The sequence below is a fragment of the Kitasatospora sp. NPDC052868 genome (genome assembly GCF_044547105.1).
Lineage (GTDB): Bacteria > Actinomycetota > Actinomycetes > Streptomycetales > Streptomycetaceae > Kitasatospora.
Window position 1 is genome coordinate 80,555 of record NZ_JBITZW010000010.1, and the last position, 22,102, is coordinate 102,656.

Here is a 22,102-nt window from a genome sequence, read left to right on the forward strand (position 1 = left end):
AGCATCGCCGCAGACCAGGACACCGCCGACCAGGCCACCACCGACCCGGCCGCCCGGAGCACGGACCCGGCCACCGCCGCCGCGCCCACCGGCACCACCACCGTCGACGCCGCGGCGAAGACGGCCGCCACGAGCACCGAGGGGGAGCAGTGAACCTCGCCGCGTACGAGACCCTGGGCTTCTTCGGCCGCGACCCCTGGTGGCTGGTGCTGCTCAAGGCGGTCTTCTGCTTCGCCTTCCTGGTCGGCACGGTGCTGATCGCGATCGTCTGGGAGCGCAAGGTGGTGGCCTGGATGCAACTGCGCATCGGGCCCAACCGGCACGGCCCGTGGGGCCTGCTGCAGTCGCTCGCCGACGGCGTGAAGCTGGCGCTCAAGGAAGACCTGGTGGTCAAGGGCGCCGACAAGGCGGTCTACATCCTGGCCCCGATCGTCTGCGCCATCCCCGCGTTCATGGCCTTCGCGGTGATCCCGTTCGGCCCGGCCGGTGACGAGGTGTCCATCTTCGGCACCCGGACGCCGCTGCAGCTCACCGACTTCCCGGTGGCGCTGCTGTACATCCTGGCCACCGCCTCGGTCGGCATCTACGGCATCGTGCTGGCCGGCTGGTCCTCCGGCTCGACGTACCCGCTGCTCGGCGGGCTGCGCTCGTCCGCGCAGATGATCAGCTACGAGATCGCGATGGGCCTGTCCTTCGCGGCGGTGTTCATCTACTCGGGCTCGATGTCCACCTCGGAGATCGTCTCCTCGCAGCAGCCCACCTGGTTCGCGGTGCTGCTGCCGGTGTCCTTCATCGTCTACATCATCGCGATGGTCGGCGAGACCAACCGGGCGCCGTTCGACCTCCCGGAGGCCGAGGGCGAGCTGGTCGGCGGCTTCAACACCGAGTACTCCTCGCTGAAGTTCGCGATGTTCATGCTGGCCGAGTACGTCAACATGGTCACCGTCTCGGCCGTCGCCTCCACGCTCTTCCTGGGCGGCTGGCGGGCCCCCTGGCCGGTCTCCACCTTCTGGGAGGGGGCCAACCACGGCTGGTGGCCGATGCTCTGGATCATCCTGAAGATCCAGCTCCTGCTGTTCTTCTTCATCTGGCTCCGCGGCACCCTGCCCCGGCTGCGCTACGACCAGTTCATGAAGCTCGGCTGGAAGGTCCTGATCCCGGTCTCGCTGGTCTGGCTGGTGATGGTGGCCAGTGTCCGCGCCCTGCGCAACGAGGGCTACGACTTCGGCGAGGTGGTGCTGTACGTCGGTGCACCGGTCGCCGCGATCCTGCTGCTCGCCCTGCTGCGGGACTTCCTGCGGCGCAAGCCCGAGCCGGAGGAGGCCGCACCCGGCGGGGAGTTCGACCCGATGGCGGGCGGCTACCCGGTGCCGCCGCTGCCCGGCCAGCAGCTCCCGCCCGTTCCGCGCCGGCGCAGCCGCGCCCCGAAGCAACTCCAGGACGCCCTCAACGGGGCCGACCATTCCGAAGGGAGCTGAACCGAGATGTCGTCCGACGAGCCGACTGCGCCTGATTCAACTGAAAGGCCATCGATTCTCGGCCCGGCCGCCGGCTTCGGCGTGACCTTCAAGGCCATGTTCAAGAAGCGGCTGACCGAGCAGTACCCGGAGCAGAAGAAGCCCACCGCCCCGCGCTTCCACGGCCGCCACCAGCTGAACCGCCACCCGGACGGCCTGGAGAAGTGCGTCGGCTGCGAGCTGTGCGCCTGGGCCTGCCCGGCCGACGCGATCTACGTGGAGGGTGCCGACAACCGGGACGAGGAGCGCTACTCGCCCGGAGAGCGGTACGGCGCGGTCTACCAGATCAACTACGCCCGCTGCATTCTGTGCGGGCTCTGCATCGAGGCCTGCCCGACCCGCGCGCTGACCATGACCAACGAGTACGAGCTGGCGGACTCCTCGCGCCGGGACCTGATCTTCACCAAGGAGCAGCTGCTGGTCGGCCTCTCCGAGGGCATGGTCGACTCCCCGCACGCCTACTACCCGGGCGCCGACGAGGGCGCGTACTACCGGGGCGAGATCACCGCGGCCGCGCCGGACACCGTGCAGCAGGAGCGTTCCGACCGGGAGCCGGAGGTGCAGAAGTGACCGCCATGACCCTTGCGGCCACCGGAACCACCTCGACCGGGGAGGCCGTCCAGTTCTGGGTGCTCGCGGTGATCGCCGTGGGCGGCGCGCTCGGCATGCTGCTGATGCGCAAGGCCGTGCACAGCGCGCTCTGCCTGGCCGCCACCATGCTCGCCCTGGCGGTCTGCTACATGGCCGAGGGCGCGGTGTTCCTGGGCGTGGTGCAGATCGTCGTCTACACCGGCGCGATCATGATGCTGTTCCTGTTCGTGGTGATGCTGGTCGGCGTCACCAGCGCCGACTCGCTGAAGGAACAGCTGAAGGGGCAGCGGTTCGCCGCCCTGCTGTGCGGGCTCGGGTTCGGCGTGCTGCTGATCGCGGGGATCGCCAACGCCAGGCTGGACACCTTCTCGGGGCTGGCCGAAGCCAATGCCGAGGGCAACGTCCAGGGCCTGGCCCGGCTGATCTTCACGAAGTACGTCTGGGCCTTCGAGGTCACCGGCGCGCTGCTGATCACCGCGGCGATCGGCGCCATGGTGCTCACCCACCGCGAGCACGTGAAGGCCCCGAAGACCCAGCGCGAGCTGGCCGCCCAGCGCGTCATGGACAACATCCAGCTGCCGCCGCTGCCCGCCCCCGGCGTGTACGCCCGGCACAACGCGGTGGACATCCCCGGCCTGCTGCCGGACGGCACGATCGCCGAGGACTCGGTGATGGAGACCCTGCGCGAGCGCGGCCAGATCCGCGACGTCAGCCAGGAGATGCTCCAGCGGATGGCCGAGCTGGAGTCCACCACCGCCGACTGGCTGGGTCGGCCGCCGTCCGAGCGGCCGCCGGTCACCGGGCCGCGCAAGTCGCTGGAGCCGGTGCCGAACGGCACCGCCGGGCCTGCCAACCATGAGGAGGGGGCGGAGTGAATCCGGTCAACTACCTTTATCTCTCCGCTCTGTTGTTCACCATCGGCGCCTCCGGCGTGCTGATCCGGCGCAATGCGATCGTGCTGTTCATGTGCGTCGAGCTGATGCTCAACGCCTCGAACCTGGCCCTGGTCACCTTCTCCCGGCTGCACGGCAACCTGGACGGCCAGATCATCGCGTTCTTCACCATGGTGGTCGCGGCGGCCGAGGTCGTGGTCGGCCTCGCCATCATCGTGTCCATCTTCCGGACCAGGCACTCGGCTTCGGTCGATGACAGCAACCTGATGAAGCTGTAGGCGGAGGGCCTTCGGTGAACTCTCTCATTCCGCTGCTCGTGGCGGCCCCGCTGGCCGGCGCCGCCCTGCTGCTGCTCGGCGGCCGCGTCTTCGACCGGTACGGCCACTGGCTGGCCACCGCGCTCGCCGCGCTGTCCTTCGGCTTCGGCCTGACACTCTTCTTCGACATGCTGGGCCGTGACGCCGACCAGCGGGCCGTCACCGAGCACCTGTTCAGCTGGATCCCGGTGAACGGTTTCCAGGCCGACGTGGCGTTCCAGCTCGACCAGCTGTCCGTCACCTTCGTCCTGCTGATCTCCGGCGTCGGCACCCTGATCCACATCTACTCGATGGGCTACATGGCGCACGACGAGCGCCGGCGCCGCTTCTTCGCGTACCTGAACCTGTTCCTGGCGGCCATGCTGCTGCTGGTGCTGGCCGACAACTACCTCCTGCTGTACGTTGGCTGGGAGGGCGTGGGCCTCGCCTCGTACCTGCTGATCGGGTTCTGGCAGCACAAGCCGAGTGCCGCGACGGCCGCCAAGAAGGCGTTCATCGTCAACCGGGTCGGCGACATGGGCCTCTCCATCGCGATCATGCTGATGTTCGTGGAGTTCGGCTCCTTCGCCTTCGAGCCGATCCTCGGCTCGGAGGGGACGGCCGGGGCCGCGGGCCAGGCGAGCGAGGGCAAGCTGACCGCGATCGCCCTGATGCTGCTGCTGGCGGCCTGCGGCAAGTCCGCCCAGGTGCCGCTGCAGTCCTGGCTCGGGGATGCCATGGAGGGCCCGACCCCGGTCTCGGCCCTGATCCACGCGGCCACCATGGTGACCGCCGGCGTCTACCTGATCACCCGCTCCGGTGCGATCTTCAACCTGGCGCCGGACGCGCAGACCGCCGTGGTGGTGGTCGGTGCGGTGACGCTGCTGTTCGGTGCGATCGTCGGTTGCGCCAAGGACGACATCAAGAAGGCGCTGGCCGGCTCGACCATGTCGCAGATCGGCTACATGATCCTGGCGGCGGGCCTCGGCCCGATCGGCTACGCCTTCGCGATCATGCACCTGGTGACGCACGGCTTCTTCAAGGCCGGCCTGTTCCTCGGCGCCGGATCGGTCATGCACGGCATGAACGACGAGGTGAACATGCGTCACTTCGGCGGCCTGCGCAAGTACATGCCGATCACCTTCGTCACCTTCGGGCTCGGCTACCTGGCCATCATCGGCTTCCCCGGGCTGTCCGGCTTCTTCTCCAAGGACAAGATCATCGAGGCGGCCTTCGCCAAGGGCGGCACCGAGGGTTGGATCCTCGGTCTCTGCACCCTGGTCGGCGCCGCCGTCACCGCGTTCTACATGACCCGGGTGATGATCCTGACCTTCTTCGGCGAGAAGCGCTGGCAGCCGGACGCCGAGGGCCACGACCCGCACCCGCACGAGTCGCCGAAGAGCATGACCATCCCGATGATCGTGCTGGCCTTCGGCTCGGTGTTCGCCGGCGGACTGTTCGTCCTGAACAGCTCCTTCGTCGACTGGCTGGAGCCGGTCACCGGTCACTCCGAGGGCCACTCGCCGCTCTCCCCGCTGGTGGTCACCGTGCTCGCCACGGTCTGCATGCTGGCCGGCGTCGCGCTCGCGTACCTGATGTACGGCCGTTCCGCCGTCCCCGTGGTGGCGCCGGTCGGCTCCCCGCTCACCCGCGCGGCCCGCCGGGACCTCCTCCAGGACGACTTCAACCACGCCGTCCTGGTCCGCCCCGGCTCGGCGCTCACTGCGGCGCTGGTCTACTTCGACAGCCGGGGCCTGGACGGCCTGGTCAACGGACTGGCCGCGGCCATCGGAGGCATCTCCAGCCGGGTGCGCCGGATCCAGAACGGCTACGTCCGCTCGTACGCGCTCTCCATGTTCGGCGGCACGCTGGTGCTGGTCGCCACGACTCTCCTGATGAGGTCCGTCTGATGGACAGGAAAAACACAGACCGTCAGGGAGGTGTCGCATGAGCGCCCTGCTGACCGCGACCTGCGCCGTCCCGGCGGCCGGCGCGGTGCTCACCGCCGCGCTGCCCGCCGGGTCCACCGAGGCCCGGCGCCGCACCACCAAGGTGGTCGCCCTGGGCGTCTCGGCCGTCACCCTGGCGCTGGCCGCCGTGGTGACCGCCCGCTTCGACCCGGACGGCGCGCGCTACCAGCTGACCGAGTCCTACAGCTGGATCCGCTCCTTCGGCATCACCTTCTCGCTCGGGGTGGACGGCATCGGCGCCGTCCTCGCCCTGCTCACCGCCGTGCTGGTGCCGGTCGTCATGCTCGCCTCCTGGCACGACGCCGACCCGGGGCCCGCCGCGCCGGACGGGACGTTCGAGAACAGGCGCCGCACCCAGGGCTTCTTCGCCCTGATCCTGGCGGTGGAGGCGATGGTGATCGTCTCCTTCTACGCCACCGACGTCTTCCTCTTCTACGTCTTCTTCGAAGCCATGCTGATCCCGATGTACTTCCTGATCGGCGGCTTCGGGGACCGGGCCGGCGGCCCGGAGTCCTCCCGTCAGCGGTCCTACGCGGCGGTCAAGTTCCTGCTGTACAACCTGCTCGGCGGGCTGGTCATGCTGGCCGCCGTGATCGGCCTGTACGTGATCGCGCAGGACCAGGGCTTCGGCACCTTCGACCTGCCCACCCTGACCGGCGCGATCGCCGACGGCCGGCTGGTGCTCAGCGGCACCGCCGAGAAGGCGCTGTTCCTCGGCTTCTTCTTCGCCTTCGCGGTGAAGGCCCCGCTCTGGCCGCTGCACACCTGGCTGCCGAACGCGATGGGCGAGTCCACCGCCGGAACGGCCGTCCTGATCACCGCCGTGGTGGACAAGGTCGGCACCTTCGCGATGCTCCGGTTCTGCCTGGGCCTCTTCCCGGAGGCCTCCAAGACCTTCGGTCCGGCGATCATGGTGCTCTCGGTGATCGGCATCCTCTACGGCGCCCTGCTGGCCATCGGCCAGAAGGACATCAAGCGGCTGGTCGCCTACGCCTCGATCTCGCACTTCGGGTTCATCATCATGGGCATCTTCGCGCTGACCAGCCAGGGTCAGAGCGGAGCCACCCTCTACATGGTCAACCACGGCATCTCCACCGCCGCGTGGATGCTGGTGGCCGGCTTCCTGATCTCCCGCCGCGGCTCGCGCCTGATCGCCGACTACGGCGGCGTGCAGAAGGTGGCACCGGTCCTCGCCGGGACGTTCCTGATCGGCGGTCTGGCCACCCTGTCGCTGCCCGGACTGGCACCCTTCGTCAGCGAGTTCCTGGTGCTGGTGGGCACGTTCACCCGCTACCCGGCGCTCGGCATCGTCGCCACCTTCGGCATCGTGCTGGCCGCGCTGTACGCCCTGGTGCTCTACCAGCGCACCATGACCGGCCCGGTCAAGGAGGGGGTCCGCGACATGCCGGACCTCAAGGTGCGCGAGCTCGCCGTCGTCGCCCCGCTGGTGGCGCTGACCGTCCTGCTCGGCGTCTACCCGAAGCCGCTCACCGACATCGTCAACCCCTCGGTGGACGCGACGCTCTCGCAGATCCACGAGACCGACCCGGCACCGGCCCACCCGGTCGCCGCCACCTCAGGAGGTGACCACAAGTGAGCACCACCGGATGGCTCGCCGCCGCAGGGGGCAACACCTCCAGCATTCCGGCGCCGCACGTCGAGTACGGGCAGCTCTCCCCGATGCTGGTGGTGTTCGGCGCCGCCGTGGCCGGCATCCTGCTGGAGGCCTTCCTGCCTCGCCGGCACCGGCACTGGGCCCAGGTGACGCTGGCCCTGACCGGTTTGATCGGGGCGTTCATCGCCGTGGTGGTGCTGGCCTCCGAGGGCTACGGCTCCACCAAGGTCGACCTGCTGGCCATGGGCTCGGTCGCGCTCGACGGGCCCGCGCTGTTCCTCCAGGGCGTCATCCTGCTGGCCTCCGTGGTGGCCGTGCTCACCTACGCGGAGCGCAGGTTGGAGCCCAAGGCGGGCGGTGAGCCGGCCGACGCCTTCGCCGCCCAGGCCTCCGCCACCCCCGGCGGCGAGCAGGAGCGCGCCGCGGTCCGGGCCGGCTTCGCGACCAGCGAGGTCTTCCCGCTCACCATGTTCGCGGTCGGCGGGATGCTCCTCTTCCCCGCGGCCAACGACCTGCTGACCATGTTCGTCGCGCTGGAGGTCTTCTCCCTCCCGCTCTACCTGCTCTGCGCGCTGGCCCGCCGCCGCCGGCTGCTCTCCCAGGAGGCGGCGGTCAAGTACTTCCTGCTCGGTGCCTTCGCCTCGGCGTTCTTCCTGTTCGGCACCGCCCTGCTGTACGGCTACGCGGGCAGCGTCCGGCTCGGTGAGATCTCGGACGTCATCTCCGGCAAGGCCCTGGCCACGCCGGCCCTGCTGAGCACCACCCAGAACGACGCGCTGCTGCTCGTCGGCCTGGCACTGCTCTCCGTCGGCCTGCTCTTCAAGGTCGGCGCGGTGCCGTTCCACTCCTGGACCCCGGACGTGTACCAGGGCGCCCCCACTCCGGTGACCGGCTTCATGGCGGCGGCCACCAAGGTGGCGGCCTTCGGCGCGTTCCTGCGGCTGTTCTACGTGGCCTTCCCCGGCCTGCGGCTGGACTGGCGACCGGTGATGTGGGGGGTGGCGATCCTCACCATGGTGGTCGGCGCCGTCCTCGCCGTCACCCAGCAGGACGTGAAGCGGCTGCTCGCCTACTCCTCCATCGCGCACGCCGGCTTCATCCTGACCGGGGTGATCGCCACCAGCAAGCAGGGCCTGAGCTCGGTGCTGTTCTACCTGCTGGCGTACTCGTTCGTGACGCTCGGTGCCTTCGCCGTGGTCACCCTGGTGCGGGACTCCAAGGGCGAGGCCACCCACCTCTCCAGCTGGGCCGGCCTCGGCCGGCGCTCCCCGCTGGTCGCGGCGGTCTTCGCGCTGTTCCTGCTGGCCTTCGCGGGCATCCCGCTCACCTCCGGCTTCACCGGGAAGTTCGCGGTCTTCCAGGCCGCGGCGGCCGGTGGCGCCACCCCGCTGGTGATCGTGGGTGTGCTCAGCTCCGCGGTGGCCGCCTTCTTCTACATCCGGGTCATCGTGCTGATGTTCTTCTCCGACCCGCAGCCGGGCGGCCCGACGGTCGCGATCCCCAGCGCCTTCACGGCGACGGCGATCGGCATCGGAGTCCTGGTCACCCTCGGCCTGGGGCTGCTCCCGCAGTACTTCCTCGACCTGGCGTCGAAGGCCTCGCTCTTCGTCCGCTGAACCGTCGGGGACCGGAGGACCCCCGCCAACCCCCGGGGACCGGCGGACCCCCGAGTGCCCGTCACCGCCGTCCCGTCCGGGCCGCGCCCTTATTCGCGTGGCCCGGACGAGCCGTCTCCAGGGCCAGCCCTGACCAGCCGATCCGGCCCGACCATGACAGGATCCGCACGCCCGTGCAGTGATCCACTCGTGACCGGATACCCTGCCTGTATGGCCAGCGGCGGCACTCAGGGACCAGGCCGCTAGATCGACCAGGGACAGAGGAGTGGTCTTCGTGACCGTCGTGGGACCCTTTGGGCTCAGCGTGCAGGACCGCGATCTGACCCGCGATGTCCAGGCCGGGATGGACGCGGTCGAGGCCGCCCTCAACGAGGCCGTGAAGAGCGACGTCCCGTTCATCACCGTGACCGCCAGCCACCTCATCGAGGCCGGCGGCAAGCGCTTCCGCCCCCTGCTGGTGATGCTCGCCGCCCAGTTCGGCGACCCCTACGCCCCCGGTGTGGTGCCCGCGGCCGTCGTCGTCGAGCTGACCCACCTCGCCACGCTCTACCACGACGACGTCATGGACGAGGCCCCCGTGCGCCGCGGCGCCCCGAGCGCCAACTCGCGCTGGGACAACTCGGTCGCCATCCTCACCGGCGACTTCCTCTTCTCCCGCGCCTCCCAGGTGCTCGCCGACCTCGGCCCGGAGGCCGTCCGGCTCCAGGCCGACGCGTTCGAACGGCTGGTCACCGGCCAGATCCTGGAGACCGCCGGCCCCGGCCCGGACGACGACGCGCTGCACCACTACCTCGACGTGCTGTCCGGCAAGACCGGCTCGCTGATCGCGGTCTCCTGCCGGATCGGTGCGCTGATGGCCGGCGCCGAGTCCTGGGTGACCGACATCCTCGCCGCGTACGGCGAGCGGATCGGCATGGCCTTCCAGCTGGCCGACGACGTCCTCGACATCGCCAGCGACGGCCACGAGTCCGGCAAGACCCCCGGCACCGACCTGCGCGAGGGCGTCCCGACCCTGCCGATCCTGCTGCTCCAGCAGATGCCGGCGGACGAGTCCGACCCCGCCGACCACCGGCTGCGCGAGCTGCTCACCCTCGACCTCACCGATGACGGGCTGCACGCCGAGGCGCTGCGCCTGCTGCGCCGGCACCCGGCGCTGGAGCACGCCCGCCGGGAGACCCTCCGGCACGCCGAGGAGGCCCGCGCGTTGCTCGACCCGCTGCCCGAGGGCCCGGCCAAGGCCGCACTGCAGGGGCTGTGCGACGCGGTGGCGATCCGCACCATGTGATCGCCGGTGACGGCCCGGTGATCTTCCGTGACCGGTGCTCGGGTGGCCGGGCCCCGGTGTCCGGCTTTGCCGCCCGACCGGTGCGCGAGTAGGGAAGACTGAGCCCGTCAGCTCTGCCCACCGGAAGGTCACCATGCTTCGCGTCGTCATCGCCGAGGACTCCGTACTGCTGCGGGAGGGCCTGACCAGGCTGCTGACCGACCGGGGCCTGGAGGTCGTCGCAGGCGTCGGGGACGGCGAGGCGCTGCTGAAGGCCGTCCACGAGCTCTCCGCCGCCGACGCGCTCCCCGACGTGGTGGTGGCCGACGTCCGGATGCCCCCGACCCACACCGACGAGGGCGTGCGCGCCTGCGTCACGCTCCGCGGCCTCTACCCGGAGCTGGGCGTGCTGGTGCTCTCGCAGTACGTCGAGGAGCGGTACGCCTCCGAGCTGCTGGCCGGATCCACCCGCGGTGTCGGCTACCTGCTGAAGGACCGGGTCGCCGAGGTGCGCGAGTTCGTCGACGCGGTGGTCCGGGTCGCCCAGGGCGGGACGGCACTGGACCCGGAGGTGGTCCAGCAGCTGCTCAGCCGCAGCCGCAAGGGCGACGTCCTGGCCGGGCTGACCCCGCGCGAGCGCGAGGTGCTGGGCCTGATGGCCGAGGGCCGCACCAACGCGGCGGTGGCCAAGCAGCTGGTCGTCTCGGACGGCGCGGTGGAGAAGCACGTCAGCAACATCTTCCTCAAGCTCGGCCTGGCCCAGAGCCCCGAGGACCACCGCCGGGTGCTGGCGGTGCTCACCTATTTGAATTCCTAGCCGGAGCAGCCGGCGCGATCGACGCGCGCCGATCGGCCGCCACGGGCGGCCCGGTCATTCGCGGTCGGTCGATCATTCGTGGCCGGTCGGCCGTTCCCGATCGACCGGCCACTGCGAGCACCCCCGGGCGGAATGAACCCGGGGGTTTTTCGCCTTCTACCGACATACGGAGGTGATTTCCCGCCGCATGGGGCAGTTCCGTCCCAGGCAATCCTTACCCGCATAGGATGCGAGAGGTGCACCAGGCGGACGGGGCACACGGCTCACGCCCGCGGCTGGTTCCCACGAGGAGGTCCGCGGCAGTGACCAGTCAGGTCGATCAGTCAGAGGCAGTGGACGGCTCGGACGGCGACGAAGGCCGCTCCGGGCCCGGTGAGGGCCGCTCCGGTCCCACCGTGCCGCCCACTTCGCAGCCAAGGCGCGCCAAGCCGATCCGCAGACTGGACCGGGTGATCATCCGCTTCGCCGGTGACTCCGGGGACGGCATGCAGCTCACCGGTGACCGCTTCACCTCGGAGACGGCGTCCTTCGGCAACGACCTCTCCACCCTGCCCAACTTCCCGGCCGAGATCCGTGCCCCTGCCGGCACCCTGCCGGGCGTCTCGTCCTTCCAACTGCACTTCGCCGACCACGACATCCTGACCCCGGGGGACGCGCCCAACGTCCTGGTGGCGATGAACCCGGCCGCCCTCAAGGCCAACCTGCCCGACCTGCCGCGCGGCGCCGAGATCATCGTCAACACCGACGAGTTCACCAAGCGCGCGCTGGCCAAGGTCGGCTACCCGGCCGACCCGCTCGCCGACGGCTCGCTCGAGACCTACCACCTGCACAAGGTGCCGCTCACCACGCTGACCCTGGAGGCGCTCAAGGAGAGCGGCCTGGCCCGCAAGGACGCCGAGCGGGCCAAGAACATGTTCGCGCTGGGCCTGCTCTCCTGGATGTACCACCGGCCCACCCACGGCACCGAGTCCTTCCTGCGCAGCAAGTTCGCCCGCAAGCCGCAGATCGCCGAGGCGAACATCACCGCCTTCCGGGCGGGTTGGAACTTCGGCGAGACCACCGAGACCTTCGCGGTCTCCTACGAGGTGCCGCCGGCCAAGCTGCCCCCGGGCCGCTACCGCAACATCTCCGGCAACCTCGCGCTGTCCTACGGCCTGATCGCCGCCTCCGACCGCTCCGGGCTGCCGCTCTACCTCGGCTCGTACCCGATCACCCCGGCCTCGGACATCCTGCACGAGCTGAGCCGGCACAAGAACTTCGGCGTGCGCACCTTCCAGGCCGAGGACGAGATCGCCGGTATCGGTGCGGCGCTCGGTGCGGCCTTCGGCGGGGCGCTCGGGGTGACGACCACCTCGGGCCCGGGCGTGGCGCTGAAGAGCGAGACCATCGGCCTGGCCGTCTCGCTCGAACTGCCGCTGCTGGTGGTGGACATCCAGCGCGGCGGCCCGTCCACCGGCCTGCCGACCAAGACCGAGCAGGCGGACCTGCTGCAGGCGATGTTCGGGCGCAACGGCGAGGCGCCGGTGCCGATCGTGGCCCCCGCGACCCCGGCCGAGTGCTTCGACGCGGCGCTGGAGGCGGCCCGGATCGCGGTCACCTACCGCACCCCGGTGTTCCTGCTCTCGGACGGCTACCTGGCCAACGGCTCCGAGCCGTGGCGCATCCCCGCCGTCGAGGAACTCCCGGAGATCAAGCCGGACTTCGCCACTGGTCCGAACCGCGAGGACGGCTCCTTCTGGCCGTACCAGCGCGACCCCAAGACGCTGGCCCGCCCGTGGGCGGTGCCCGGCACGCCCGGTCTGGAGCACCGGATCGGCGGCATCGAGAAGCAGGACGGCACGGGCAACATCAGCTACGACCCGGCCAACCACGACTTCATGGTCCGCACCCGGCAGGCCAAGGTGGACGGCATCGCGGTGCCCGCCCTGGAGGTCGACGACCCCAGCGGCGAGGCCAGGGTGCTGGTGCTCGGCTGGGGCTCGACGTACGGCCCGATCACCGCGGCGGTCCGCCGGGTCCGGGCGGACGGCGGCCGGGTGGCCCAGACGCACCTGCGCAACCTCAACCCCTTCCCGGCCAACCTGGGTGCGGTGCTGAGGAGTTACGACAAGGTGATCGTCCCCGAGATGAACCTCGGGCAGCTGGCCCTGCTGCTGCGCGCCAAGTACCTGGTGGACGCGCAGTCCTACAACCAGGTACGCGGACTGCCCTTCAAGGCGGCGCAGTTGGCGGACGTGCTGTGGGCGGCAATCGGCAACCTGGAAGGCGACGAGAACGATGACTGACGACCGGTTCCCCTCGCTGAAGCTGGTGCCGAAGGCCGAGGCGCCGCAGAGCGGCAAGGACTTCAAGACCGACCAGGAGGTCCGCTGGTGCCCCGGCTGCGGGGACTACGCGATCCTGGCCGCGGTGCAGGCGTTCATGCCGGAACTGGGGATCAGACGGGAGAACACCGTCTTCGTCTCCGGTATCGGGTGTTCCTCGCGTTTCCCGTACTACATGAACACCTATGGGGTGCACTCGATCCACGGCCGGGCGCCGGCGATCGCCACCGGGCTGGCCTCGGCGCGGCAGGATCTCAGCGTCTGGGTGGTGACGGGTGACGGCGATGCGCTGTCGATCGGTGGGAATCATCTGATTCATGCGCTGCGGCGCAATGTGAATCTGAAGATCCTCTTGTTCAACAATCGCATCTACGGACTTACCAAGGGGCAGTATTCCCCCACCAGTGAAGTCGGAAAGATCACCAAGTCCACGCCGATGGGTTCGCTGGACGCCCCGTTCAACCCGCTCTCGCTGGCGATCGGGGCGGAGGCCTCGTTCGTCGCCCGCTCGATCGACTCGGACCGCCAGCACCTGCAGGCGGTGCTGCGGGCGGCCGCCGAGCACGAGGGCACGGCGCTGGTGGAGATCTACCAGAACTGCAACATCTTCAACGACGGCGCGTTCGAGGTGCTCAAGGAGGCGGGGACGCGAGACGAGGCGCTGATCCGGCTCGAACACGGACAGCCGATCCGCTTCGGCGCCGATCGCTCGCAGGGCGTCTTCCGCGGCGCCGACGGCGGGCTGTCGGTCGCCGCGGTCACGGCGGAGAACGAGAGCGCCGTCCTGGTCCACGACGCCCACGCCGACAGTCCGACGACGGCCTTCGCGCTGTCCCGGATCGCCGACGCGGACACCCTCCACCACACGCCGATCGGCGTGCTGCGCAGTGTGCGGCGCCCGGTGTACGACGAGCTGATGGCGAACCAGCTGGCCACCGCCGCCGCCCAGCGCGGGCCGGGGGACCTCGCGACGCTGCTCGCCGGCGGCGACACCTGGACGGTCGACTGAGCCTCGGGCGGGCTCCAGCACGGCGCCCCCGGTCGGATGGTTCTCCGACCGGGGGCGCCGTCGCGTGCCCCTACTGCTGGACCCACTCGACCAGCTCGATCACCACCCCGTTCGGGTCGGTGACCTGGAACAGCCGCTCACCCCACGGCTCCTCGCGCAGCGGCATGGTGATCTCGACCCCTTCGCCCTGCAGCCGGGCCTCCTCGCCGGCCAGGTCCTGCACGGTGAAGGCCAGCATCAGCCCGGAGGCGTGCTGGTCCCGGAACCCCTCGGGCAGGACCTCAAGGCCGCGCCGCAGGTAGATGACGTTCATCCCGGCATCCTCGCGACCGAGTGAGGCGAATCCGTCGGCGGCCATCTGCTCGGTGAATCCGAAGTGCTTCCGAAGGAACGCGGAGGACGCGTCGACGTCCTCGACGGTGAGCGCAACGGCGGACGCGGTGATCTGCATAAAGAGGTGCCTCTCGTCGGCAATTATCCCGTACGCAGTACACTATACATAGTACGGAGAATCGCGCAAGAGTTGTCCCCAGCCCTGCGGACCAGCCCTGTGGACCAGCCCTGTGGACCAGCCCCGGTCCGGACCCGGGGCCGGACCGGCCTTGTTGTCGGACAGGGCCTAGTCGAAGGCGCGGCCGATCCGGCCGCCGAGGGCGCCGCCGCCCAGCGCGCCCGCCAGGCCGAAGCCCAGGCCGCACAGCGCCAGGGCGATGCCGCCGGTCGCGATCCCCAGGCCGACGCACAGTCCCGCGCCGAACGCTCCCAGGGCGGTGGCCCCCACGAAGCTCCCCGCGGCGCGGCCCTGGGTCTCCCGGCGGTTCGCCCCCTCCGCCGTCACCACCTCCCGGACCGCCAGCCCGGCGCCGACCACCACCAGGGCGCGCCCCACGAAACGCAGGGCCGTGCCGGCCGCACCGGCCAGTGGTGCGCCCTTGGCCTGGTTGGCGGTGATCGACAGGATCTCGGGACCGCGGGCGCCGGAGCCCGCGGCCAGATCCAGCGCGACCACCACCTCCTGCTCGGCCGCGAGCCCGATCTGACCGGTCCGCCTGAGGATCTCGTTGACGCGGATGACGTCGTTCGGGTCGATCCGCACCCGGACCACGTAGAGGCGCTGGGTCGCCACCGGAGGCAGCACCTTCACGCCGGCTGCGGGCTCCAGCTCGGTGAGCGACAGCAGCGGGCTGGACGGGGTGGCCCCGTGCACCCTCGCGTGGATCCGGGTCACCGTTTGCAGGAGTGCGGCCTCCTCCTGGGTGAGCGCGCTGACGCCGCCGGCCCGCAGCTTCGCGGACAGCCGCGACAGCTGGCCGTAGTCGACCGCCCGCACCTTGAACTGTTCGAAGGCCTCGGCCCCCTCCGCGAAGTCACCGGCCTGGCCGAGCCGCGGCCGCAGCTCTCCGCGCCCCGGTCCGACGAACTGGTGAAGACGTTCGAGGTGCCCGGAGCGACGTTCCCGGGCAGCGGGTCCACATACCGCAGGGCCCCTGGCCGGCCGCGGTCGACGCACCCGCGAGGTAGGGCGCAACCCACGGTGGCAGGTCGGAGTCCTGGCCTGCCCCGGACGGCTGCGCGTACGCCAGGGGCTGGAGGACCTCGTACGTCACCCCCACCGGGACGACCTGCTCGCCCGCGGGCTGCGCGGCCGGCCGCGCAGCGGTTGCCGCAGCCCCTGTCGGCACGGCTGCGGGTGCGGCCGGGTGTGCGGCGGGGGAGCCTCCCCGGGCCACCGCGCGGTACCGCTCCAGAAGCTCGTCGCGCTCCGCGTTGAGCCGGCGCAGCTCCTCCAGGGGGAGGCTCTGGTCGGCCGGCTTCCGCTCGTTCTCCAGGATCCGACGCCCCAGGTCCTCCGTCGTCGCGGGCTGGCGCCGGAGGGTCGGCCCGGCGCCGGGTGCGCCGGTGCTGCGCGACGTGGACGAGTTCGTGTGCCAGCAGCCTGCGGTCCGCGGCGGCGCCCGGGGACCAGTGCCGACTGCCCAGGACGATGTGCTCGCCCACGGTGAAGGCCTTGGCCTGGACGGCGTTCACCGCCGCGTCGGCCGTCGGTCCGGTGTGCAGCCGCACCCCGGAGAGGTCGATGCCCAGGCGCGGTTCGAAGAACGCGTGGTCCGACGGGGCGAGCGGCCGTCCCGCCTGATCGAGCACGGCCGTCGCCGCCGCCGACGTGGGTGGGCCCTGCTCCGGGGAGGGATTCCGGCGGCTCGACCGCGGGCCTGCTGTCGGCCCGTCGCCGGAGGAGGTTCGCGTGGTCCATCGGCTTCTCCTGGCCTGGATACCGGCGTTTTCCGGCTGCGATCAGCCCTCCGGTGGTACCCGCCCGAGGGGTCGACGAACCGGCCGATGTCACGTGAAGTGACGGTCTGTTGGCGTAGCGTGGCAGGGTGGGGTGATCATCCGGCGTCGGCCGCAGCCGGATAGCCTCGTCCGCGCGCACGCGTCGGAACAGGGCAGAGGGGGCCACGGCTTATGGAGCACGCGGAGAGCCACGACGATCAGCGGCTGGCGGCGGAGGGCGAGGTGGCGATGGCCCGGCTGGCCATCGACTCCGGGGACCTCCCGCACGCCGCCGACCACCTGGCGGATGCCATGGCCGTCGACCCGCAGCTGCCCGAACTGCACGAGGCGCTGGCCGAGTTCTGCGCCCGCGCGGGTGGTCCGGTGGCGGCGCGGGAGTTCTTCCCGCTCGGCGAGCAGGTCTACCTGGGCACCCTCGTCTGCCGGGCCCATGTCGAGGCCGTCGCGGGCGACTGGGACACCGCGGTGGGGCTGCTGGCCTCGGCGATCCAGTTCGAGCCCGCCCAACCCTGGGCGCACGCCGCCTGGCTGACCAGGGAGGACCTGCCGGGGTTGGTCACCGCCGACGCGGTGGCCCAGGCCGCGGCCCGGGCCTCGGGCTCCCTCGCGGACCCGCTGGACGAGGAACTGCGCCCGGCCGTCGAGCCGTTCGAGGCCTTCGTGCGGGCCGTGGCGGACCGTCACCCCGAGCACCCGCTGCTGCTCGCCCTGGCTTCCGGGCTGACCAGGCGCCTCGGCGACACCTCCCGCGCCGTCGAGCTCGCCGAGCGCGCCCACCGGCTCTCGCCCGACTACCTCCCCGCCGTCATGCTCGGCAACGCCCTGCGCGCCCACGGGGAGCCCGGCCGGGCCCTGGTGATCTGGGAGGCCGAGCTGGCCCGCGACCCCTCCAACAGCTATCTGGCCGTCGACGTCGCCGAGTTGTACGGGGCGACCGGGCGGCCCGCCGAGGGCGTGCCCTGGCTGGAGCGCATCCTCGCCGCCGAGCCCGAGCACCCCAAGGCCGCCCCGGCCCTGCACGGCCTGCGGCACGCCGTCGACGGGGGAACGGCTCAGCTGCTGGCCCTGGTGGACCATCACCGGGCCCACCCCGAGCACGAGTACGCGGCCGAACTGCTGTCCCGGCTCAGCCGTCACCAGCCCTGGCTGGGCATCGTGCCCGGGGCGACCGAGGCGTCGGTCAACGTCCTCCACCAGTTCCTGGCGTCGTCGGATACGACCCGGGACAGCCGGATCGCCCTCACCGCCTCCGATCTGGAACCGCCCAGTTCGCGGACGGCACTCCTCCTCGCGCTGCCCCTGGCCACCATCGAGTACGGGGCGATCCCCGAACCCGACCCCCGGGTGCCGCTGCGCGAGGTCGGCATCCGGATCTGGGACTACGACGGAGCCGTGCCGCGCCCGGCGGTCGCCCCGCCGTCGGCGGCATCCGCCGAGCTGGTCCGGGACACCGCCGAGGTCGCCTGGCCCGGTCTGCCGGCCGCCTACGACCACGCGGTCCGGCTCGCCCAGGTGCCGCTGGACGACCTGCTCGGGGTGCTGGCCCACCCGCCCGCGCCGCGCGAGGACGAACTCGGGCGGGCGCTGCTGGCCCACCAGCCCGAACTGTGGGTCCGCGCCGTCCAGGCCTTCGCCTGTCTCGGTATCGCCCATCACCGCACCGACCAGCCCTGGGACGGCTCGGACCGCCGCCGGGTGCTGCTCGACCTGCTGCTCGGCTCCGAGGACTGGGTGGTCGAGGCGGCCGGCTTCGCACTGGTCGCGATCGCCTGGACCCAGCCGGAGACCCGGGCCGATGTCGGCGCCCGGCTGCTGGAGCGGCTGAACTACACCGCCGGGGCGGCCCGGCACCGGGACGTGACCATCCTGCGGTCGGTCTGCACGCTGGTGCTCGCCTGCCCGTGGCTGGACGAGGACGCCCTCGGACTGGCGGCGTCCCTGATCGAGCGCGACGAACGGGACCTCGCTGCCGAGCAGGCCGAGCGGGCCGAGCAGGCCGAGCGGGCCGGGCAGGCCGGGGCGGATGGCGGTCGCGAGCGGGCCGCCGACCTCGGCCGCGCACCGGACCCGGTGGCCGCACCGGCCCCCGAGCCCGCCGCCACCCGCCCGGGTCTCCTCAGGCGGCTCTTCGGCAGGCGCTGACCAGCCGCCCGGAGGCGGACCGGGACCCTAGCCCATGCCCGGCAGCGGATCCTGCTCGACGTGGTGGCGGGGGACGCGCTCGGAGGTGTCGCGGCAGCCGGGGCCGAGCCGGAGCAGACGGGACTCGGGATCGTGGAGCGGGCGGTGGCAGCGCCGACAGGTGACGTGGGGGCGCAGCAGCTCCTGTTCGGGCGGAGTGCCGGGCAGGGGAGTCGGTCCGGGGCTGGTCATGGCCCGAACCCTAGCTAGTCGGACGCCCGCGCCCACCGTCACGGCTCCCGGCCGGACGGGGCCTGACCGGGCAGGCCCGGGGGCCCGGGGCCAGGCCCTCGCCGTGAAAGGATTCGCGCATGGCCACCGACCGCAGTAGCGCAGGAGACCCCGCGCGCACCCTCGCCCTGCTCTGGGGGCTGACGGCGGCCGAGAAGCCGGGCCGGCGCGGGCCGCGCCAGGCGCGTTCGACGGAGGAGATCGCCGCCTCCGCGATCGCGCTGGCCGACGCCGAGGGCGTGGACGCCGTCACCATGCGCCGGGTGGCCCAGGAGCTCGGGCTCTCGGCGATGGCGCTCTACACGTACGTGCCGGGCAAGGCCGAGCTGCTCGACCTGATGCTGGACACCGTCTACGCCCGGATGCCCCGGACCGCGCCCGCGGACGACGGCTGGCGCGCCCGGGCCACCGCCGTCGCCGACGACAACCGCGCCCTCTACCGCGCCCACCCCTGGGTGGCGAGCGTGTCCACCAGTCGTCCGCCGCTCGGTCCGGGGCTGATGGCGAAGTACGAGTACGAGCTGCGGGCCCTGGAGGGCGCGGGCCTGTCCGACGTGGACCTCGACGCGGCTCTCACCCACCTGCTCGGCTTCGTCCAGACCTGTGCCCGGATGGCCGCCGACGAGCGGGCCGCCGAGCAGGACAGCGCGATGAGCGACGAGCAGTGGTGGGCCGCCAACGCGGAGCTGCTCGCCCGGGTCTTCGACGCCGACCGCTACCCGACCGCCGCCCGCGTGGGCGCCGCCGCCGGGGAGGCCCACGGTGGCGCGTACAGCCCTGACCACGCCTACGTCTTCGGGCTCGCCCGGGTGCTGGACGGGCTGGCGGCGCTGGTCGAGGGGAATCTGTAGACCGGTCGGTCTATTCCGGCCCTTCCGGCCCCTGTTCCGGCCCCGCTCAGCGCGGTCGGGTGTCGTACTCCGCGCGGGCCGTCAGAACGGCGGGCACGCGGGACTCGGACCAGTGCGCCAGGGCGGCGACCAGCTGGGCGGCCTCCCGGCCGAGCGGCGTGAGGCTGTAGTCGACGCGGGGCGGGATCACCGGGTGGGCCTCGCGCAGGACGAAGCCGTCGCGTTCGAGCGTCTGCAGGGTCTGGGCGAGCATCTTCTCGCTCACGCCCGACACCCGGCGGCGCAGTTCGCTGAAGCGGTAGCCGCGCTCCTCCAGCGCCGCCAGGACCAGGACGCCCCAGCGCGTGGTGACGTGCTCCAGGACGCCACGCGACGGGCACATCCGGTCGTAGACGTCGGGCGGGGGCAGCTCGGTGAGAGGGGTGGCCGCCTGGCCGGCTGCCGAGGTCATTACCTTCATACCAGTACCGTACTTTGAAGTGCGTACTTTCGAAAGGTTAGTGCAGTCCCTAGGGTTAGTTGCGAGGTCAACGAAGCAGCGAAGCCAACCCAGGGAGCAACATCATGTACGTCGTCACCGGTGCCACCGGACAGCTCGGCCGCCTGGTCGTCGAGGGCCTGCTGGCCAAGGTCCCCGCGAGCGAGGTGGCGGTGGCCGTGCGTTCCGCCGGGAAGGCCGCCGACCTCACCGACCGCGGGGTGAGCGTCCGGGTGGTCGACTACGACCGCCCGGAGAGCCTGGCCGACGCCTTCGCGGCCGGGGACCGGGTGCTGCTGATCTCGGGCAGCGAGGTCGGCCGCCGGATCCCGCAGCACCGCGCCGTGGTGGACGCGGCGCGCGCAGCCGGCGTCGCGCTGCTCGCCTACACCAGTGCGCCGGGCGCGGCCACCTTCCGGCTGGCGGACGAGCACAAGGAGACCGAGGCGGCCATCCGGGAGTCCGGTGTGCCCTTCGCCCTGCTGCGCAACGGCTGGTACACCGAGAACTACCTCGGTGACGCGGCCGGCACCGCGGCGCGCGGCGCCGTGATCGGCAGCGCGGGGCAGGGCCGGGTGGCCAGCGCCCCGCGTCGGGACTACGCGGACGCCGCCGTCGCGGTGCTGCTCGGCGAGGGCCACGAGAACCGGGTCTACGAGCTGAGCGGTGACGCCGCCTGGAGCCTCGCCGAGCTGGCCGCCGAGCTGGCCGAGGTCTCGGGCAAGTCGGTGGAGCACCGTGACGTGACCCCGGCCGAGCACCGCGAGGTGCTGGTGGGCGCGGGCCTGCCGGAGGGCTTCGCCGAGATCCTGGTCGACGTGGACGCCGGTATCGCCCGCGGCGAGCTGGCCGGCACCCCCGGCGACCTGGCCCGGCTGATCGGCCGCCCGACCACGCCGCTTGCGGAGAGCGTCCGCGCGGCCCTGGGCGCCTAGGGCCCAACCGGCGCGCGCCGGCACCGTCCCAGGGTCGGAGCCGGCGCGCGTCATGTCATGACCAAAAGGCGGATACGTAGATGACAGCCTGCCCTTGGGCCCGCTACCGTCGGCTCGACACACGTGCGCGCGGAGGGCAGGCCGTCGATGGCAGAGACAACCCAGCAGGACGCCGGTCGAGGCCTCTGGTTCGGCGTCGCCGCCTACGGGATATGGGGGCTCTTCCCGCTCTTCTGGCCGCTGCTGGAGCCCGGGGCCGCGGACGACATCCTGGCCAACCGGATGGTCTGGTCCCTGGTCGCCGTGGTGCTCCTCCTCCTCGCCCAGCGGCACTGGGGCTGGATACGCCCGCTGCTGCGCCAGCCCCGCCGACTCGCCATGTCGGCTGCGGCGGCCGCCGTGATCTCGGTCAACTGGGGCGTCTACATCTGGGGCGTCAACGCCGGGCACGTCGTGGAGACCAGCCTCGGCTACTTCATCAACCCGCTGGTGACCATCGCCTTCGGCGTGCTGGTGCTCAAGGAGCGGCTGCGGGCCGTGCAGTGGACGGCCGTCGGTATCGGCGTCCTCGCCGTGGCGGTGCTGACCATCGGGTACGGGCGGCTGCCCTGGATCGCGCTCACCCTGGCGCTCTCCTTCGCCACCTACGGGCTGCTGAAGAAGAAGGTCGGACTCAGCGGGCTGGAGAGCCTGGCGGTGGAGAGCGCCTTCATGTTCCCGTTCGCGCTCGGGTACCTGGTCTACCTGGAGGTCGTCGGCCGCGGCACCTTCGGGCACACCGTGCCCGGCGAGTACGGCTGGGGGCACTCGGGGCTGCTGCTGGTCAGCGGGGTGATCACCGCGATACCGCTGCTCTTCTTCGGCGCCGCCGCGATCCGGGTACCGCTGACCATGCTCGGGCTGCTGCAGTACCTGGCGCCGGTGTTCCAGTTCCTGATCGGCATCGCGGTCTTCCACGAGTCCATGCCGCCCGCCCGCTGGGCCGGCTTCGCGCTGGTGTGGGCGGCGCTCGCGGTGCTCACCTGGGACGCGCTGCGCCGGGTGCGGGCGGACCGTGCCGAGCGGGCGGCCCTCCTGGCGCGGGCGGCGGCGGTCCACGACGCCGTACCCGCCACCGCCCCGGTGGCCACCCGCTGACGGAGGCCCACACGCCCCCGCAGACCAGAAACCCCGCGGGCCCCCGCCGACAGCCGTCGACGGGGGCCCGCTGCCGGGCACC

Annotated in this window: 20 protein-coding genes; 15 read left to right on the forward strand and 5 right to left on the reverse strand. The window is 71.7% G+C overall.

Annotation, left to right across the window (positions count from 1 at the left end):
- Nucleotides 1-149: 149 nt before the first annotated feature.
- The 11 genes from nuoH (at nt 150) to ACIGZJ_RS18860 (ending at nt 13,912) form a co-directional block, all read left to right on the forward strand.
- On the forward strand, nt 150-1,478 hold the full coding sequence (gene nuoH / locus ACIGZJ_RS18810; protein ID WP_392928404.1) for an NADH-quinone oxidoreductase subunit NuoH: 1,329 nt from the start codon (nt 150-152) through the stop codon (nt 1,476-1,478).
- Nucleotides 1,479-1,484: 6 nt separating this feature from the next.
- Nucleotides 1,485-2,087, forward strand: a complete 603-nt coding sequence (gene nuoI / locus ACIGZJ_RS18815; protein ID WP_392928407.1) for an NADH-quinone oxidoreductase subunit NuoI — start codon at nt 1,485-1,487, stop codon at nt 2,085-2,087.
- A 5-nt stretch (nt 2,088-2,092) separates the two neighbouring features.
- The gene (locus tag ACIGZJ_RS18820) at nt 2,093-2,983 is read left to right on the forward strand and encodes an NADH-quinone oxidoreductase subunit J (protein WP_396458420.1); all 891 of its coding nucleotides are present in this window, start codon (nt 2,093-2,095) and stop codon (nt 2,981-2,983) included.
- A complete protein-coding gene (gene nuoK / locus ACIGZJ_RS18825; protein ID WP_209412994.1) occupies nt 2,980-3,279 on the forward strand; it encodes an NADH-quinone oxidoreductase subunit NuoK in 300 nt (99 codons plus the stop codon). Before ACIGZJ_RS18820 ends, nuoK begins: the two co-directional genes overlap by 4 nt.
- Nucleotides 3,280-3,293: 14 nt before the next feature.
- Nucleotides 3,294-5,207, forward strand: coding sequence for an NADH-quinone oxidoreductase subunit L (nuoL, locus tag ACIGZJ_RS18830; protein ID WP_396458244.1), 1,914 nt, complete (start codon nt 3,294-3,296; stop codon nt 5,205-5,207).
- Nucleotides 5,208-5,244: 37 nt separating this feature from the next.
- The gene (locus ACIGZJ_RS18835) at nt 5,245-6,864 is read left to right on the forward strand and encodes an NADH-quinone oxidoreductase subunit M (protein ID WP_392928410.1); all 1,620 of its coding nucleotides are present in this window, start codon (nt 5,245-5,247) and stop codon (nt 6,862-6,864) included.
- Nucleotides 6,861-8,498 (forward strand): NADH-quinone oxidoreductase subunit NuoN, encoded by a 1,638-nt coding sequence (nuoN, locus tag ACIGZJ_RS18840; RefSeq protein WP_396458245.1) that lies wholly within the window; start codon nt 6,861-6,863, stop codon nt 8,496-8,498. The genes ACIGZJ_RS18835 and nuoN overlap by 4 nt, the downstream gene beginning before the upstream one ends.
- A gap of 274 nt (nt 8,499-8,772) precedes the next feature.
- Nucleotides 8,773-9,783 (forward strand): polyprenyl synthetase family protein, encoded by a 1,011-nt coding sequence (locus ACIGZJ_RS18845; RefSeq protein ID WP_396458246.1) that lies wholly within the window; start codon nt 8,773-8,775, stop codon nt 9,781-9,783.
- Between the two features lie 133 nt (nt 9,784-9,916).
- Nucleotides 9,917-10,579: a response regulator gene (locus ACIGZJ_RS18850; protein ID WP_396458247.1), complete on the forward strand. Its 663-nt coding sequence runs from the start codon at nt 9,917-9,919 to the stop codon at nt 10,577-10,579.
- A 302-nt stretch (nt 10,580-10,881) separates the two neighbouring features.
- Nucleotides 10,882-12,864, forward strand: coding sequence for a 2-oxoacid:acceptor oxidoreductase subunit alpha (locus ACIGZJ_RS18855; RefSeq protein WP_396458248.1), 1,983 nt, complete (start codon nt 10,882-10,884; stop codon nt 12,862-12,864).
- On the forward strand, nt 12,857-13,912 hold the full coding sequence (locus tag ACIGZJ_RS18860) for a 2-oxoacid:ferredoxin oxidoreductase subunit beta (RefSeq protein WP_396458249.1): 1,056 nt from the start codon (nt 12,857-12,859) through the stop codon (nt 13,910-13,912). The genes ACIGZJ_RS18855 and ACIGZJ_RS18860 overlap by 8 nt, the downstream gene beginning before the upstream one ends.
- A gap of 70 nt (nt 13,913-13,982) precedes the next feature.
- On the opposite strand, the gene ACIGZJ_RS18865 is transcribed toward ACIGZJ_RS18860, so the two are convergent.
- The 3 genes from ACIGZJ_RS18865 to ACIGZJ_RS18875 all read right to left on the reverse strand — a co-directional run bounded on the left by ACIGZJ_RS18865 (nt 13,983) and on the right by ACIGZJ_RS18875 (nt 16,057).
- The gene (locus tag ACIGZJ_RS18865; RefSeq protein ID WP_396458250.1) at nt 13,983-14,363 is read right to left on the reverse strand and encodes a VOC family protein; all 381 of its coding nucleotides are present in this window, start codon (nt 14,361-14,363) and stop codon (nt 13,983-13,985) included.
- Between the two features lie 168 nt (nt 14,364-14,531).
- Entirely contained in the window at nt 14,532-15,242 is a 711-nt protein-coding gene (locus ACIGZJ_RS18870; protein WP_396458432.1) for a hypothetical protein, read from the reverse strand.
- A complete protein-coding gene (locus ACIGZJ_RS18875; protein WP_396458251.1) occupies nt 15,137-16,057 on the reverse strand; it encodes a DUF4157 domain-containing protein in 921 nt (306 codons plus the stop codon). Before ACIGZJ_RS18875 ends, ACIGZJ_RS18870 begins: the two co-directional genes overlap by 106 nt.
- A gap of 321 nt (nt 16,058-16,378) precedes the next feature.
- Between ACIGZJ_RS18875 and ACIGZJ_RS18880 the strand changes: the two genes are divergently transcribed.
- Nucleotides 16,379-18,349, forward strand: a complete 1,971-nt coding sequence (locus ACIGZJ_RS18880) for a hypothetical protein (protein ID WP_396458252.1) — start codon at nt 16,379-16,381, stop codon at nt 18,347-18,349.
- 27 nt (nt 18,350-18,376) lie between these two features.
- On the opposite strand, the gene ACIGZJ_RS18885 is transcribed toward ACIGZJ_RS18880, so the two are convergent.
- Nucleotides 18,377-18,580 (reverse strand): DUF6011 domain-containing protein, encoded by a 204-nt coding sequence (locus ACIGZJ_RS18885; protein WP_392928426.1) that lies wholly within the window; start codon nt 18,578-18,580, stop codon nt 18,377-18,379.
- Nucleotides 18,581-18,699: 119 nt separating this feature from the next.
- Between ACIGZJ_RS18885 and ACIGZJ_RS18890 the strand changes: the two genes are divergently transcribed.
- Nucleotides 18,700-19,470, forward strand: a complete 771-nt coding sequence (locus tag ACIGZJ_RS18890) for a TetR/AcrR family transcriptional regulator C-terminal domain-containing protein (protein WP_396458253.1) — start codon at nt 18,700-18,702, stop codon at nt 19,468-19,470.
- 46 nt (nt 19,471-19,516) lie between these two features.
- Here ACIGZJ_RS18890 and ACIGZJ_RS18895 read toward each other — a convergent pair whose 3' ends face one another.
- On the reverse strand, nt 19,517-19,930 hold the full coding sequence (locus ACIGZJ_RS18895) for a winged helix-turn-helix transcriptional regulator (RefSeq protein ID WP_396458254.1): 414 nt from the start codon (nt 19,928-19,930) through the stop codon (nt 19,517-19,519).
- A 101-nt stretch (nt 19,931-20,031) separates the two neighbouring features.
- Between ACIGZJ_RS18895 and ACIGZJ_RS18900 the strand changes: the two genes are divergently transcribed.
- On the forward strand, nt 20,032-20,883 hold the full coding sequence (locus tag ACIGZJ_RS18900; protein WP_396458421.1) for an SDR family oxidoreductase: 852 nt from the start codon (nt 20,032-20,034) through the stop codon (nt 20,881-20,883).
- Between the two features lie 147 nt (nt 20,884-21,030).
- On the forward strand, nt 21,031-22,020 hold the full coding sequence (rarD, locus tag ACIGZJ_RS18905; protein ID WP_396458255.1) for an EamA family transporter RarD: 990 nt from the start codon (nt 21,031-21,033) through the stop codon (nt 22,018-22,020).
- Nucleotides 22,021-22,102: the final 82 nt, after the last annotated feature.

Excerpts from the sequence above, each read along its gene's own strand:
- nuoI (WP_392928407.1), top strand. The coding sequence starts at position 1,485 with ATGTCGTCCGACGAGCCGACTGCGCCTGATTCAACTGAAAGGCCATCG.
- ACIGZJ_RS18820 (WP_396458420.1), top strand. The coding sequence starts at position 2,093 with ATGACCCTTGCGGCCACCGGAACCACCTCGACCGGGGAGGCCGTCCAG.
- ACIGZJ_RS18835 (WP_392928410.1), top strand. The coding sequence starts at position 5,245 with ATGAGCGCCCTGCTGACCGCGACCTGCGCCGTCCCGGCGGCCGGCGCG.
- ACIGZJ_RS18850 (WP_396458247.1), top strand. The coding sequence starts at position 9,917 with ATGCTTCGCGTCGTCATCGCCGAGGACTCCGTACTGCTGCGGGAGGGC.
- ACIGZJ_RS18860 (WP_396458249.1), top strand. The coding sequence starts at position 12,857 with ATGACTGACGACCGGTTCCCCTCGCTGAAGCTGGTGCCGAAGGCCGAG.
- ACIGZJ_RS18865 (WP_396458250.1), bottom strand. The coding sequence starts at position 14,363 with ATGCAGATCACCGCGTCCGCCGTTGCGCTCACCGTCGAGGACGTCGAC.
- ACIGZJ_RS18880 (WP_396458252.1), top strand. The coding sequence starts at position 16,379 with ATGGAGCACGCGGAGAGCCACGACGATCAGCGGCTGGCGGCGGAGGGC.
- ACIGZJ_RS18885 (WP_392928426.1), bottom strand. The coding sequence starts at position 18,580 with ATGACCAGCCCCGGACCGACTCCCCTGCCCGGCACTCCGCCCGAACAG.
- ACIGZJ_RS18890 (WP_396458253.1), top strand. The coding sequence starts at position 18,700 with ATGGCCACCGACCGCAGTAGCGCAGGAGACCCCGCGCGCACCCTCGCC.
- ACIGZJ_RS18895 (WP_396458254.1), bottom strand. The coding sequence starts at position 19,930 with ATGAAGGTAATGACCTCGGCAGCCGGCCAGGCGGCCACCCCTCTCACC.
- rarD (WP_396458255.1), top strand. The coding sequence starts at position 21,031 with ATGGCAGAGACAACCCAGCAGGACGCCGGTCGAGGCCTCTGGTTCGGC.